The organism is Roseateles paludis, from assembly GCF_039872745.1.
Lineage (GTDB): Bacteria > Pseudomonadota > Gammaproteobacteria > Burkholderiales > Burkholderiaceae_C > Pelomonas > Pelomonas paludis.
This window is the reverse complement of the sequence record NZ_JBDPZD010000001.1, coordinates 751,465-765,126: the sequence shown is the minus strand read 5'-3', so window position 1 is coordinate 765,126 and position 13,662 is coordinate 751,465. Positions and strand designations below refer to the sequence as shown.

Sequence of the window (13,662 nt, the reverse complement as noted above, 5' to 3'; positions counted from 1 at the left end):
AAGCTGACCAGAGACAACAATGACTCGTATTGCTTTTGTCATCGCGGCGTGTCTTTTGTGTGCCCTAAAACCATCTCCAGCTGCCGAGAATTTGATTGGTGGAGCGCTGTCAACTGAGCAGAGACGCAATTCATTTAGCGCCGAAGAACAAAAACGTGTGGAGACGATTCGCTCACAATCTCACGTCGTTTCCGCAAGCGTATCGACGCTAAACGCGCAAGCGCTGAATTATGACGAAATTTCGGTAAATCTGCCCAACGGAGAAGCAGCAACCTATCGAGCGATTTCAAAACAGCGCAGTTCTGACGAAACGCTGCTATGGAAGGGTGCGTCGACGACCGAAGTGGTTGACGGCAAGGCTCGCGACATTGCTGAATTTTTCTCGCGCCCGTCGAAACAATCACGCTCCGCCCCAGTTTTGGGTTGGTTAGTGTGGAAAGGCGTGAGGTATGAGGTTGATTTCTTGAAGGATGGAGTGGCAGTAATAGTCCAAGTCAATACTGGAACAGTCCCTCAACATCCAAAGGATTGGAAGGAAATCCAGGAACGCTCAAAGGGCAATTCAAAGAATAGGGCTGACGGCCAATCAATAAATTTAGGCCCTTCGGAACCTTCGGCAAATGTAGCTGCTGCGAATCAGTCAATATATACAGCTAATCTTCTATTCGCCGTTACCCCCCAGGCAGCCAGCTATTTTGGTGGGGCGTTACAAACGCGCATTGATCAAGTCGTATTCGACGTAAACAATATTTTTGCCAATAGCAATACTTCACTTCGCATTCAAAGGGTGGGAGGCATCTCGACTCAGGCGCTTGACTATTCATCAATTGGGTTCGCCCATAGTCGTGGATATTCGATTGATCAAATGCAAGAGCGGGATGCAGCGAATGCGGATCTGGTTGTAACAATAGGCATGTATGGTAATGATGGTTGTGGGATTGCGAGGGTGTATGCATCAGCAGAGGATAGTCATATCCTACTGAAGGCAAATTGTCTATTTTTGTCTAAGAATTTGGCTCATGAGTTGGGGCACATTTTAGGGGGTCATCATCCAATTGAATATGACTCGAGCAATGACCCCTTTTCGTGGGGGCACGGGTACTACTTTCGAGATCCGTCAACTCTTTATCCTGGGAAAGCATATTGCTCAGGGACCATTATGGCAGCCGGACTCAAATTTCCAAATTTGGCCAACTGTCTTTTGGATTCATCGGGAAAGCCTGATACGGTTGGCGATGGAAATGTAGATAAATTTTCCACTCCGATCCCCGAGGTTGGCTGGCCAATACTTGGAAATTCGACCTCTGCCAATATGGTGAGAGTAATTTCTGAGAATTCGTATCGGATCACAACATTTCGCGCGACAAAACTGGCTTCGGCGTGGCGCGTCAGGCTGCTGCAATTGATTATGCATATTCTCGACTAGCGAATACTGGGTCACACCGGGATTCGGGGACGGGAATTCGGGGTCAGGGAATTCGGGGTCAGGTCTTAAATATTAAGTGCGGCACCTCGCCGCTCGCCTGCATCTCCGCAACCACATCCGCCACAACAGCCCGTATGCCAGCCAAAGCAGCCTCCGGCGTCTGGGCGAGCCACGACAAGGACGGGAACTCGGCACATAAGCCGACATGCTCTCCGTCCTCGTCTGACCAGATGACTCGGTAGCCGAAGGTGCCGTCGTTCTGCATGGCTACTTTCTCGCTCTCAAGCCGCACGCTGGCCCTCATCCCTTGCCCTTCTCGCCCTCAGGCGTGACAAACCCGATCGGTCGCTTGGGCGGGTCCGGCGGTGCCATGAGCTGATTGACTGCCTCGATGAGTTGCTTGAGTTGGTTGCGAGTGTTGCGCCTGAAGGTGTCGTGGTCCAGTGCGAGCCCCTCAGTCCTCTCGGCCAAGCCGTCGGTCTTGCTTTCCAACTCTGCCAGCCGATTGGCCAAGTCGGCGTGGATACCAGCCAGCTCCCGCAAGCGGACGAAAGCGCGCACCACGTAGATGCCCATCTCTACCGCCTGAGGCGATGCCAGCACATTGGCCGCCTGGATGGCACCGTGCTCGCTGAAGGCGAACGGCAGCGACTTGGAGAACTTCAGTTTGGCAAGGTGGTCGCAATTTGCGACCACCTCAGCCTTCTCGGCGGCTGAGAGCTGGAACATGAAGTCAGCAGGGAAGCGGTCGCGGTTGCGCTTGACTTGCTCGTTCAGTCGGCGGGTTGGCACGCCGTATAGCGCGGCCAAGTCGGCGTCGATGATCACCTTCTGGTCGCGCAGGCGCAGGATGCGGCTCTCGATGCGCGGCAAAAGCACAGCTGCATCGGACGTGGCGTGGGGCTTCGTGCTCATCGGAGTGCTTTACTCGCGCTCAAACGTCCAAATACAAACTCACCGGCGACCCCGTCGGTTTGAGCGTCCCTGCCTCCAGCAGCGCCGCTGCCACGCCCAGCATCACGCCCATGCCCATCCCATACCCCGGGCAGGCATGCGGCGGGGCGCCTTGCGGGTCCACCCGGTCGCCGCCAAAGGCGACGTGGTGGAGGGCGGGGTTGGCCTGGGTGGCGGAGCCGAGGGCGGCGATGACGGTGTCGCCGGCCTTCACGTCCACGGTGCCGAGGCGGTGGTCGGCGCGGGCGAGGCGGTAGACCTGGAAGGGCGTGGGGCGCTGGTTGAGCGTGAGCAGCATGGCCGGGCGCAGGCGGGCCACGGCGTGGGCGTAGTGGCGGGGGGCGGGCGCCTCCAGCCACTGTTGCTGGATCTCCCAGAGCTTGTTCTTGGCGACCCAGGCGCCCAGCACGGTGAGCATGTTGGCGTGCACCGTGGGCGGGAAGCCGAGCATGATGCCGGCGTAGGTGGCGGCCACGGAGTAGGGCGTGGCGCCGGGCACGGCCGCAGCGGCGTCGACGATGGCGCGGCCCAGGGTGCCCTCGGCGGGCTTGCTGGTGGCGAGCCAGGCCTCGACGGCCTTGAGATAGGCCTGGCCGGCGCGCTGGCCGGCTTGCTCGACGCGGACGGAGGGCTTGGGGCTGAACACGTAGCGTGAGACGGGCAGCAGGTCGGCCGGGCAGCGGGGGCGCGGCGATTCAGCCGGTGGCCGGTACTCGGTGCCCCAGAGGTGCTGGCCGTCGGGCTGGCCAAACCAGGCGGTGCACAGGCCCGCCAGCACGTCGAGCGAGAGGCGCTCCAGGTCGAGCTGGGTTTGCGGGGTGCCGGTGGCGGCGGCGAGCATCTGGCCGGCGGCGCGCTGGCGGGCGAACCACGCCGTGGCGAGGGCGTAGGTCTCGGCGTAGGCCTGGTCTTCGCGGATCTGCTCGATGGCGGCGTTGACGGCGGGGGCTTGCTCGGCGTGGCCGTTGTCGTCGTCCATGCCCAGGTAGCCGGGGCCGAGGGACGCGACCATGCGGGTGCCATAGCCTTTGACGGAGTAGCGGTCGGGGCTGTTGCGCAGCACCTGGCAGACGCCCTCGGGGCTGCCCACGAGCACGCCGTACGCGGTGCGCACCACGCCGCCGGGTTGGCCGCGCACCCAGGCCCAGGCGATGTCGCGGGAGTTCTGGTCCTCCAGCCACAGCTGCCAGGCGGCGGCATCGTCCAGGGCCGGGGCGCTGGGCGGTGTGGGCGCGGGCGGCGCCACGGGCAGGGGCAGCTCGGCCAGGGCGGGCAGGTTGCGCAGCGCGGGGAGCGAGGGCACAAAGAAGTAGCCGCCCCACTCCAGGCTCACAAAGGGCGCAGGGCCCAGGTCCATGGCGTAGGCGTTGCCTTCGTGCTCGAAGGTGTAGAGCCGGTTGGGCCGGGCGTCGGGGTCGACGACGGCGAGCAGGGGGTCGGGCTGGTCAGCATAGCCGCCGCTGGCATTGGCGCCGGCCACCCAGCGCTGGATGACCTCGAACTGCTCGGCCAGGTGGGCGCTGTAGGCCATGAACATGAGGCCGCGCTCGGCGTCATCGGCCGGCACGGTGGGCGCGGCGCCGTAGCTCATGCCGCGGCGCAGGATGCGGGGCATGGTGTTGGTGAGGCCCGTGGGCCCGCTGAACTGGCGCGGGTTGCTGCGGCGGATGTGGGCGTGGATGGGGCACTGGGCGCCGTTGGCGTCCTGGCGGTAGTTGAAGTCGTTGCTGGAGTGGCCGGGCTCCACCAGGGGCTTGCCTGCGCGGTCGCGGCCCATGAGCTTGGCGTAGACGAGCTCGGGGTCCAGGCCCAGGCGGGCGGCTTCGTTCTCGACCTGGCGGGCCAGGCGGCCGGTCCACTGGCGCAGCTTGCGCACGACGAGGAAGCTGCCGTTGTCGAGCAAGGCGTCGGCCTTCTCGGGGACGGGGTATTGCTTGTCGCGCAGCGTGGGGTAGCCCAGCAGCAGCTCGCCACGCGGGACCTGGTCGGACCACGCCGATTCGCCCGGCACCGTGTGCGCGGCGGGCTGGCTGATGCCGTCGGCGTAGCCAAAGTTCTCCTTGCGGGCGGGGTTGGTGCGTAGGGGCTCAACGGCCATCAGCGCCAGGCCCGTGGCGGGGCCGCTGAGGGCGGCGATGGCGGCGTCGAGGTGGGCGGCGCCGGCGGCGTCGGCGCAGCGCAGCTGGATGAGCACATGGGCGGCGCTGGGCTCGATGGGGCCGGCCCCGTCAGCCCGGCGCGGCCAGCGCCAGTTGCGCGGGTGGTTGTGGCGCAGGTCACCAATCAGGCCGGCGCGGGCGGCCATGCCTTCTTTAAAAGCAGTGGGCAGGCGCTGCAACCGCGTCTCGGGGATGCCAAGCGCGCGCAGGCCGGAGAGGCTGAGGGCGACCTGCGTCCACAGGCCGTTCTCGGGCGTGTGGCTGCCCTCCCAGGGCAGAGGCAGGGCCGACAGGAAGGCCAGCGCGGTGCTGGGCTGGGCCACGCGCAGCAGCACCAGGGCGCCGGTGCGCGCCCGCACGGGCGAGAGGATGCCGGCCTGGATGTCGTGCCCGGCAAAGTGCAGCTCGCGCTGCGGGCTGGGGACGGGCGGGATCTCGCTCTCGAACCAAGCCAGCATCTGCGCGTACTGCGCCCGCACGGGCGAGAGCGGCTCTTGCGGGAAGAGCTGGCGCGTGTCCAGCAGCTTCATCTCAAAGAAGACGTCCTGCGTGGCGCGCAGCAGGCAGTAGCCGTCAAGCGCGCCTTGGCCAAAGTAGCGCTGCAGCGCGAAGAGGGCCGAGAGCCCGGGCAGCCCCTTGAGCGCCATGGCCATGCGGGCCCGCGGGTCGGCCGGCAAGGGCTTGGTCTCGCCCTGCAGCAGGCTGTGCACGCGCGCGGCGGTGAGGGCGTCGGGTTTGCCGCGCTGGCTTGCCTCGTAGGCCTTCAGGTATTCGGTGTCGGCCACGCTGCGGCTGGATTCCATGAAGAGGAAGTCGGCCGAGACCTCGTGCGCGCGCACCCAGGCCGAGTAGCTTTCAAAGCTGCAGCGGTTGGAGAGCTGGTAGCCCTCGACGTGGCAGAGCATCAGGTCGAGCGTGGAGCCGAGCTGGTCCCAGATGACGCGCATATAGGGCTCCCAGCCGCCGTCGAAGTTGACGGACAGCATGAGCCGCGCTTTGCTGCGTGGGTCGGTGGGGTCAGCCGGGTCGACGATGGACCAGCGGAAGGAGTGGACGATGCGCCAGCGGCTGACCACATCGGTGAAGCCCGCCGCCGTGAGGGACGACTCGCGCGAGCTGAGCCGCAGGCCGTTGAGCGTCTTGAGCACGCGGCGCAGGCGGTCCAGGTAGGTGATGGTCTCGAAGGCGTCGACGAAGCCTAGCTTCACGTCGGCGATGAGATTCAGGTCCGTGATGCCGCCGAGCTGAACGTCGGCCGTGCGTGGCGTGGTCATGCGCTGTGCTCCCTGTTGTGCGGCCGTGCAGGTGGCCGCCCATGGGGCAAGTATGCGTGGGGCCCATGACGCACGGGAGCGGGTCTTTCCGGGAGGCCGCAGCGGGTTCGCGCGCCATATCCGTCCATTCACCCCCGGGTTTTGGCGCTTCGTCGCAAGCGCCTCGCGCCGCCCGGCCCGCCACGGAACACTGGCGCCATCGACACACAGACATCACGCATCAAAAGGACCACCACCATGAACACCTCAGCCCCCAGCCCCGCCTCCTTTGCCGCTGTTGCCATGATTGCGCTGGCCGCCATCGCAGCCTCGCTCGGCCTGGCCGGATATGGCCATGAGGTGACCGCGCCCGCCAGCGAGATCGTGCAGCTGGAGCCGGTGGAGATCCTGGGCCGCCACATGCCCGACGGCCAGATCGTCAGCTACACGCGCCTGCCCACCGTCGTCGTCACCGGCAGCAGCAGCGCCGCGGCCCCGCAAGTGGCCCGCGCCAGCAGCGCCGGCGAACCGCGCAGCTGAGCGGTAAGCATCACTAGGAGTCCTCTGGTTCGAGTCCCCTCATCTCGGATCATTCACGAGCCCGGCACTGCCGGGCTCTTTTTTTTGTGCTCAGGCTTCAGCCAAGGTCCATGGAGAAGTACTTGGCCTCAAAGCGCATGCCCTTGCGCCCATAAAAACGGTGCGCCGCTTCGCGGGCCACGCCTGACACCAGGCGCAATTGCCGGCAGCCCTGGGCCCGGGCGTGCTGCACCAGCCAATCAAAAAGCTGGCCGCCATAGCCCCGCGAGCGGTCTGCCTCGGCGGTGACCAGGTCTTCGATTTCCAGGTACTTGCCGGCATACAGCCACTCGGCGGCGCGAATGCCGGCCACGGCACGCACGCGGCCATCGTCCGTCACGGACGCAAGCCGAAAGCCCGTCGTCGCCTCCAGGCGGCGGATGGTGGCGAGGAAGTCGGCCTGCGGCAGGTGCGGGCGCAGCTGCGACAGCACGGCAAAGCAGGCGGCGATGTCAGCATCGCTGACGGCGATCTTGATCTCCAAAGGGGCGACTCCGGCGTGTGGCGCTGAGATGCGCTGCACGATAGCCGACGCACGCTCCGCCAGCGGCTCAAACGCCTTCCAGCGTTTGCCGCATGGCCTGCAGGCCGGCCAGCACCATGGTCTCGATGGCAGGGGCGACGGCGTCGGGGAGCAGGTCCACACACCAGCGCACGCGGCAGGCTCCGGGCTCATCATCCGCAAGCACCTGGGCCGAGGCGTTGTGGTGGGCCAAGCGCTCGCTCAGGGCGGACCAGGACACGCGCCGATGCGCCTCGCTCACGGCCACGATGCGCTCGGCCGCGCTGAGGCCGTTGGCAAAGCGTAGGTGCCGCGTCTGGCCATCCCACTCGCAGGCCACCACAAAGCCCACCACCAGGCGGGTGTGCAGTTGGCTCACGTCGCGCAGGGCGTCCCAGGCTGCGTCGGGCGTGGTGCGGATGCGGATCTCGTGCTCGAAATAGGCCATGGGGCTGGGTCTTGCGTGGATGAATTGAGCGCCCACTATCGCCGGCCGCCGGCCGCAGCGCTGGACGGAAACGGACCTGTTCATCGCCCCGGGCTGTTGCTGCCACACTCTGGCTCCCCTTCGCTGGAGCACCTCTGCCATGCCCGTGTTGCACGCCCTTTGCCGGACCCGCACTGCCCTAGCTTGCAGCCTGCTGGCCCTGTTGCCGCTTGGCGGCGCCACGCTGGCTGCTGAGCCCGCGGCACCCGCTGGTTCAACACTGGATGCCGCCGACGCCCCCGCCCGTTGTGCCGCGCTGCGCGAGGCGCGCTATGCGGCCGCTGGCCTGCCTGGTCTGGAGGTGACCGACGCCCAGTGGCGCCCCGAGGGCACGCCGCATACCGTGCCCGGCTTTGGCGGCCCGCCGCAGACGCGCAAGCTGCCCGCGCATTGCGAAGTGCTGGCCAGCAGTGCCGAGCGCACCGGTGCTGATGGGCAGCGCTATGCCATCCACCTGCGGCTGCGCCTGCCGCTGGCCTGGAACGGGCGTTTTCTCTTCCAGGGCGGTGGGGGTTCCAACGGCGTGGTGGGCGATGCTTTGAGCGGCTCGGGCCTGGACCAAGGCTATGCCGTGCTGGCGCAGGACAGCGGCCACGACAACGCCCGCAACAACGACCCGCAGCGCAACCAGGAGCTGGTGTTTGGCTTTGACCCGCAGGCCCGCGCCGACTACGGCCACGCCTCGCTCAAGCCCACGGCGGAGGCTGGGCTGGCCTGGGTGGAGCGCTTTTACGGCCGCGCGGCCAAGCACCGCTACTTCAGCGGCTGCTCCAAGGGCGGGCAAGAGGGCATGGCCTTTGCGCAGCGCTACCCCGAGGTGTTTGACGGCATCGTGGCCGCTGCGCCGGGCTTTGCCCTGCCCAAGGCCGCGCTGGCCGAGATGTGGGACACGCAGCAGTTTGGCCGCCTGGTGGCAGACCCGGCCACCGGCCGCGTCGAGCTGGGCAAGCTGTCCACAGCCTTTACCGGCCCGCAGCTCAAGGCCGTGCGCGCCGCCATCCTGGAGGCCTGCGACGCCGACGACGGCCTGGCCGACGGCATCGTGGGCGACACACGCCGCTGCACGCCGGCCAAGGTGCGCGCGCGCCTGGTGCCGCGCACTTGCCCCAGCGGTGGGTCCGGTGCTGACTGCCTGAGCCCCGCGCAGATCCAGGCCCTGGAAGCCGTACTGCAAGGCCCGCGCAACAAGGCAGGCCAGGCGCTCTACAGCACGTGGTTCTGGCCCTCGGGCATCGACGATGGCGGCTGGCGCATCTGGAAGATCGGCGGTGAAGGCGGCATGCCGCCGGCCCTCAATGTGCTGCTGGGCAGCCGCGCGATGGCGTCCGCCTTCTCGTCGCCGCCCGTCGCCCTGCCGCCCGGGCCGCAAGCCGGGCTGGACTACGCGATGGCCTTCGACTTCGAGCGCGATGCGCCGGCCGTCCACGCGGTGGTGGCGCCCTTCACCCGCTCGGCCTGGCAGGACGTGGGCATGCGCGACCCCAACCTGAGCGCCTTCCAGCGGCGCGGCGGCAAGCTGATCGTGCCGCATGGCGAGTCGGACCCCGTGTTCTCGCTGGCCGACACCATCGCCTGGTTTGATGAAGCCAATGTGCTGGCCAAGGGCCGCGCGGCCGAGTTTGTGCGCGTCTTCCCCGTGCCGGGCATGGCCCACTGCGGCGGCGGGCCGGCTACCGACGAATACGACGCGCTGGCCGCCGTGGTGCGCTGGGTCGAGCAAGGCCAGGCGCCCGACCGCATCGAGGCCCGCGCAGGCAGCCGCAGCCCCTGGCCCGGCCGCACCCGCCCGCTCTGCCCGCACCCCCTGGTGGCGCGCTATGTGGGCAAGGGCGACCCGGAGCGCAGCGAGAGCTTTGCCTGCAAGCCTTGAGCGCCGAGTGCACACCATGAACACACCTCGCTGGATCGCCCTGCTGGCGGCACTCGCGCTCACGGCGGGGTCAGCGCTGGCCCAGCCCACGCCCCCGGGCTGGACGCCCCTGTTCAACGGCAAGGACCTCTCGGGCTGGACCGCGCACTGGTCACAAAAGCCCATCGACAAGCGCTCGCCCGCCTCGCTCTTCACGGTCGAGAACGGCGTGATCCACGTCTACGCCAAAGACAAGGCCGGCAGCCGACAGGCGCAGGCCTTCATCCAGACCGAGGCCGAGCACAGCAACTACCGGCTGAGCCTGGAATACAAATGGGGCGCCAAGAAGTTCCAGCCCCGCGTGGTCGAGGGCCGCGATGCCGGGCTGCTGTACCACGCACATGGCGGCGAGCCGCTGAGCTGGCCCTTGGGGCTTGAGTTCCAGATCGAGGACGGCGACACGGGCGACCTCTGGACCCTCTCCACCCGCGCCACCAGCAGCGTGCTGCCCGAGACCGGCCGCTACGCCCCGGCCACCGCCGGCGGCGTGCCCACAACGGTAGGCGCGCCGGGCGACTATGGCCGCGTGCGCCACGGCGCCTTGAGCGAGCTGCCCGAGGCGTGGAATACGCTGGAGCTGATCGTCAAGGGCGACCGCGCCACCCACATCGTCAACGGCTTTGTGAGCCTGCGCGCCCACGACCTGAAGCGCTGGGACGCCACCTCCAAGGCCTGGGTGCCCCTGGTGAGCGGCAAGCTGGCGCTGCTGGCGGAGTCCACAGAAATCTTCTACCGCAACATCCGCATCCGCCCGCTCACTGCGGACGAGATGCAGTAGAGCCTCAGCCCAGCAGCCTGAGCGCGAACTGCACCTGCACGCCAAAGCCCACCACAAAGGCAATGGTGCGCAGCAGCGGCACACCGGCCGTGTAGATCAAGGCATGCGCCACGCGGCTGGCGAAGAAGACCTGCGCCCCCAGCGCCGTGGCGGCATCGCCCTTGCCCAGCACGTGCACGGCCAGGGCCAGCGGCGCAAACACCACCAGGTTCTCGATCGCATTGCGGTGCGCATTGGCCAGGCGCCACGCCCAGGCGGCATGCGGGCGCACGTCGGGCTCGGGGTTCTTGAGCGCCTTCCACAGGCCCATCTCGCCCAGGCGGTTCAGGATGATGGGCACCCAGAGCACGCCGGTGAAAAGAGCGGTCAGGGTCAGGAAGCGGAGTTCTGCGGACAGGTTCATGGCAGCGCCGGGAGTGAAGGAATGGCCGCAATTCTGGGCAGCTCATGCAGTTGTTTGAATGCTTTAATATGCTGAATCATTTGCTGATTCGACTGAATTGAATCCCCCAGCCCCTGACCCCTTTGACGACGCGCTGGCCGACCTGCGCCTCAGCGGCACCGTGCTGCTGAGCTGCTGCTACCCGGCGCCCTGGGCCGTGGATGTGCCTAGCGAAGACGCACTGCGCCGCTGGCTGGGCGCCCCGGCACAGGCGCGGGTGATGGTCTTCCACTGCGCCCGGTCCGGCAGCTTTGAGCTGCAGCGCAGCACCGGCGAGGTGGTGACGGCCGCACCCGGCGAAGTGGTGGTGGTGCCCGCCGGCGAGCCGCACCGGCTGGGGCGCGATGCCAGCGGCAGCACGCCGCTTGCGCGCCTGCGCGGCGTGCCCTTGCAAGACGTACTGGCCGGCCAGGGCCCGGCCAAGGTGCCGCTCGGCACACCAGGCTCCACCGGCCTGCTGTGCGGCGCCTTCATCGCCCGCGCCACGCCGCTCAACCCCTTGCTCGGCAGCCTGCCGCCGCTGCTGCATGCGCAAGGCGCCGAGGTGCAGCAACTCAGCTACGTGCTGGCGCGCCTGGCACAGTGCCTGGACGAGGGCGAAGGCGCGCGCTTCCGCGCTACACGCTTGCTGGAGCTGCTGTGCGCCGAGCTTCTGCACCTGCAGCAACAGCGCCCCGGCGGCACGGGCTGGCTGGCCGGCCTCTCAGACACGCGGCTCGGCCCCGCGCTGCGCCTGCTGCACGCCAAGCCCCACGCCCCCTTGAGCGTGCCGCGCCTGGCCGCCGCTGCCGCGCTCTCGCCCTCACGCTTTGCGGCGCGCTTCCGCGAGCTGATGGGCTGCAGCGTGATGCAGTACGCCACCGAGTGGCGCATGAACCTCGCCTGCCGCCTGCTCGCCGACGACGGCCTCAGCCTCGGCGAAACCGCCCAGCGCGTCGGCTACGAAAACCTGCCCGCCTTCAGCCGCAGCTTCAAAGCCCGCGTGGGCGTGGCGCCGGGGGCGTGGCGGGCGCAGCAGCGGGGGGTGGTGGGGTAGGTAGCGGCGAGGCGGAAGGGCGAGCCTTGGAGGCTCCGGCTGTAGCGGACGCCGGTGATATGGTGATCGTCAGCGTACGGCCGCACGGCCATGACAGCCGGGCTCGTTCGCTAAAGGTGTAGGCATCTCGGGAGAGTAGAAGTGGAAATCAAAGACTTGGCCGGTCTTAGCCAGCCACTCACGAAGCTCGTCGAAGTCGTTTCCTCCGCCGTTGGAACCGTCTATCGCCCCAAAGCGATTCGCGATGAAGCGGATGCGCAGGCATACGCGAAGAAGGCACTAGCCAGGGCAGACACCGAGTCCGCGCTGGAATCGAAGGCGCTTGAGTTTTCGTCGGCGCTTGATCGAGTGCAGCAGGCTCTCAAGGATCACCCGCAACTAGCCGAACGTGCACGCAACAGGCTATTAGCACGGGAAGTCGAAGGCCAGCTAAACGTCGAGTCAATTGCTGACTTCGCGTCAGAGGCGCTACCACCAGCAGTGTCTTCACAGCCCGTCAACGCCGATTGGCGGCGCAAGTTCTTCCAAGAGGCCGAGAACGTCTGTGAGTCAGACATGCAACTGCTGTGGGGAAAAGTTCTGGCTGGAGAGGTGACTGCACCAGGCACCTACAGCACGCGGACTCTTGACACCCTACGACGGCTATCCAAATGGGAGGCAGAACTATTCCGTAAGGCTTGTGCGATTGCGATGTCGGACGGATGGATCGCAGTTCCGACAGGCGATCTAAACGAGTCGCTCAAGCCGTTCGGACTTACCTACACCGACATTCTTTCGCTCCGAGATGCTGGGCTTTTGATGGATGGCGACCATATCCATAAGGACTTCTCGCAGTCACCCCGAGCGCCTGACGGAAGTGCTCGACCAGTTGTGCTTTTCAACAACGGCGTCATGATCGAACTCTCCGGCGCATCAATGGCAGCTCTACGGTTGCCAGCACTGTTGTTCACGCGAGCTGGTACAGAGTTGCAACGGCTGAACGGCCAAGCTGAAACGCCCGAATACCTAGCCGCACTCGCGGCGGCACTACGGCAACGTGGTCTGAGCGTGAAGCGCGGAACGGATGTTCCACAAGGCGAGGGGCTGTCTGTCGTTGTGTTCGAGCAAGACCTGTGACGCCGATCTCGACGCCAGCTGCCCGGCATCTCCGTCGAGCCGCCCTTGCTCACAGTCACGTGGAATGACGGCGTTGCGTCAGCGATGTCGCCCATCGCGGTGCGAGCCTCAGAGCCAGCTCGCGCGAACCAAATAGCCCCACCTACGCCGCCACCAACGCCTCCCGCCTCAGCACCTCAAGGTAGGTGCCCGGCTCAGGCCGCACCCGGTAGTTGTCGGTCTCGTCAGCCCACAGGATGCGGCCACCGGGGGCGGTGATGACGACCGTGGGCATCACGGTGTCGCTGGCGTAGCCCAGGGCCTGCAGGCCGGTGGGGATGCCCCAGGCCGAGTCGATGCCGAGCTGGCGGGCGAGGGTGTTGCCCTCGTCCACCAGGAAGCGCGCCGGGATCTCGAAGCGCTGTGAGAGTGCGGCGCTTTTGGCTTGCGGCTGGGGCGAGATGAAGGCGATGCCGGCGCCGAGGGCTTCGATGTCGCGGTAGCGCTGGGCCAGCTCCTTGACCTGGGCCATGCAGAAAGGGCACCAGTTGCCGCGATAGAAGATCAGCACCAGGGGCTGCTTGAACAAATGCGCCGAGGTGACGGCTTGGCCTTGCGCGTCACGCAGCACAAAGTCGGGCAGGCGCTGGCCCGGCGCGAGGCGCGGGCTGGGCCGTGCGCCCAGGAAGCCGGCAAAGCTGTAGGCGTACCAGATGAAGCCGAGCAGGAAGGCCCCGGCCAGCGCCAACGGCAGCCAGCCCTCGGGTGACGCCAGCGCGCCGTAGGCGGCCAGCGCTACGCCCAGCACGGCCTGGGCGCCGATGAGCGGCAGGCGCTGCGAGGTGCGTGCCACGCGCAGTGTGAGCAGCGCGTAGCTGACGTAGGCCACCAGCGGCGCGGTGGTGAGCAGCACGCCCAGCCAACCGAGGACAGGTGCGCCCTGCAGCAGGCGCCAGCCGGCGACAACAGCAGCCACCGTGATGGCATTGAAGTAGGCCATGAAGACGGTGTTGCGGAGCAGGTTGCGGTAGTTCATTCCTGC

At 66.7% G+C, this 13,662-nt stretch carries 12 protein-coding genes and 1 pseudogene; 6 read left to right on the top strand and 7 right to left on the bottom strand.

Features of this window, described 5'->3' with window-relative positions:
• Window positions 1-19: 19 nt before the first annotated feature.
• Window positions 20-1,426 (top strand): M12 family metallo-peptidase, encoded by a 1,407-nt coding sequence (locus ABDJ85_RS03640; RefSeq protein ID WP_347703371.1) that lies wholly within the window; start codon window positions 20-22, stop codon window positions 1,424-1,426.
• An 85-nt stretch (window positions 1,427-1,511) separates the two neighbouring features.
• Here ABDJ85_RS03640 and ABDJ85_RS03635 read toward each other — a convergent pair.
• The 3 genes and pseudogenes from ABDJ85_RS03635 to ABDJ85_RS03625 all read right to left on the bottom strand — a co-directional run.
• Window positions 1,512-1,691: pseudogene (locus ABDJ85_RS03635) on the bottom strand (toxin-antitoxin system HicB family antitoxin); the annotation flags it as partial.
• 35 nt (window positions 1,692-1,726) lie between these two features.
• Complete coding sequence (locus ABDJ85_RS03630) at window positions 1,727-2,305, bottom strand: ORF6N domain-containing protein (RefSeq protein WP_347703822.1); 579 nt, start codon at window positions 2,303-2,305, stop codon at window positions 1,727-1,729.
• 55 nt (window positions 2,306-2,360) lie between these two features.
• Entirely contained in the window at window positions 2,361-5,813 is a 3,453-nt protein-coding gene (locus tag ABDJ85_RS03625) for a hypothetical protein (protein WP_347703370.1), read from the bottom strand.
• A 237-nt stretch (window positions 5,814-6,050) separates the two neighbouring features.
• On the opposite strand from ABDJ85_RS03625, the gene ABDJ85_RS03620 reads away from it, so the two are divergent.
• The gene (locus ABDJ85_RS03620) at window positions 6,051-6,332 is read left to right on the top strand and encodes a hypothetical protein (RefSeq protein ID WP_347703369.1); all 282 of its coding nucleotides are present in this window, start codon (window positions 6,051-6,053) and stop codon (window positions 6,330-6,332) included.
• Window positions 6,333-6,429: 97 nt separating this feature from the next.
• Here the strand turns inward: ABDJ85_RS03620 and ABDJ85_RS03615 are convergent, their stop codons facing one another.
• The gene (locus tag ABDJ85_RS03615; protein WP_347703368.1) at window positions 6,430-6,855 is read right to left on the bottom strand and encodes a GNAT family N-acetyltransferase; all 426 of its coding nucleotides are present in this window, start codon (window positions 6,853-6,855) and stop codon (window positions 6,430-6,432) included.
• A gap of 67 nt (window positions 6,856-6,922) precedes the next feature.
• Window positions 6,923-7,321: an SRPBCC family protein gene (locus ABDJ85_RS03610; RefSeq protein ID WP_347703367.1), complete on the bottom strand. Its 399-nt coding sequence runs from the start codon at window positions 7,319-7,321 to the stop codon at window positions 6,923-6,925.
• A gap of 139 nt (window positions 7,322-7,460) precedes the next feature.
• On the opposite strand from ABDJ85_RS03610, the gene ABDJ85_RS03605 reads away from it, so the two are divergent.
• Window positions 7,461-9,230, top strand: a complete 1,770-nt coding sequence (locus tag ABDJ85_RS03605) for a tannase/feruloyl esterase family alpha/beta hydrolase (protein WP_347703366.1) — start codon at window positions 7,461-7,463, stop codon at window positions 9,228-9,230.
• 16 nt (window positions 9,231-9,246) lie between these two features.
• Complete coding sequence (locus tag ABDJ85_RS03600; RefSeq protein ID WP_347703365.1) at window positions 9,247-10,047, top strand: 3-keto-disaccharide hydrolase; 801 nt, start codon at window positions 9,247-9,249, stop codon at window positions 10,045-10,047.
• A 4-nt stretch (window positions 10,048-10,051) separates the two neighbouring features.
• On the opposite strand, the gene ABDJ85_RS03595 is transcribed toward ABDJ85_RS03600, so the two are convergent.
• Window positions 10,052-10,450 (bottom strand): MAPEG family protein, encoded by a 399-nt coding sequence (locus tag ABDJ85_RS03595; protein ID WP_347703364.1) that lies wholly within the window; start codon window positions 10,448-10,450, stop codon window positions 10,052-10,054.
• 97 nt (window positions 10,451-10,547) lie between these two features.
• Between ABDJ85_RS03595 and ABDJ85_RS03590 the strand changes: the two genes are divergently transcribed.
• Entirely contained in the window at window positions 10,548-11,525 is a 978-nt protein-coding gene (locus ABDJ85_RS03590) for an AraC family transcriptional regulator (RefSeq protein ID WP_347703363.1), read from the top strand.
• A gap of 141 nt (window positions 11,526-11,666) precedes the next feature.
• Complete coding sequence (locus ABDJ85_RS03585) at window positions 11,667-12,641, top strand: DUF2806 domain-containing protein (protein WP_347703362.1); 975 nt, start codon at window positions 11,667-11,669, stop codon at window positions 12,639-12,641.
• A gap of 142 nt (window positions 12,642-12,783) precedes the next feature.
• On the opposite strand, the gene ABDJ85_RS03580 is transcribed toward ABDJ85_RS03585, so the two are convergent.
• Complete coding sequence (locus ABDJ85_RS03580; protein ID WP_347703361.1) at window positions 12,784-13,656, bottom strand: peroxiredoxin family protein; 873 nt, start codon at window positions 13,654-13,656, stop codon at window positions 12,784-12,786.
• Window positions 13,657-13,662: the final 6 nt, after the last annotated feature.

Coding starts and splice junctions, on each gene's coding strand:
- ABDJ85_RS03595 (WP_347703364.1), bottom strand. CDS start 10,450: ATGAACCTGTCCGCAGAACTCCGCTTCCTGACCCTGACCGCTCTTTTC.
- ABDJ85_RS03640 (WP_347703371.1), top strand. CDS start 20: ATGACTCGTATTGCTTTTGTCATCGCGGCGTGTCTTTTGTGTGCCCTA.
- ABDJ85_RS03610 (WP_347703367.1), bottom strand. CDS start 7,321: ATGGCCTATTTCGAGCACGAGATCCGCATCCGCACCACGCCCGACGCA.
- ABDJ85_RS03600 (WP_347703365.1), top strand. CDS start 9,247: ATGAACACACCTCGCTGGATCGCCCTGCTGGCGGCACTCGCGCTCACG.
- ABDJ85_RS03605 (WP_347703366.1), top strand. CDS start 7,461: ATGCCCGTGTTGCACGCCCTTTGCCGGACCCGCACTGCCCTAGCTTGC.
- ABDJ85_RS03580 (WP_347703361.1), bottom strand. CDS start 13,656: ATGAACTACCGCAACCTGCTCCGCAACACCGTCTTCATGGCCTACTTC.
- ABDJ85_RS03625 (WP_347703370.1), bottom strand. CDS start 5,813: ATGACCACGCCACGCACGGCCGACGTTCAGCTCGGCGGCATCACGGAC.
- ABDJ85_RS03620 (WP_347703369.1), top strand. CDS start 6,051: ATGAACACCTCAGCCCCCAGCCCCGCCTCCTTTGCCGCTGTTGCCATG.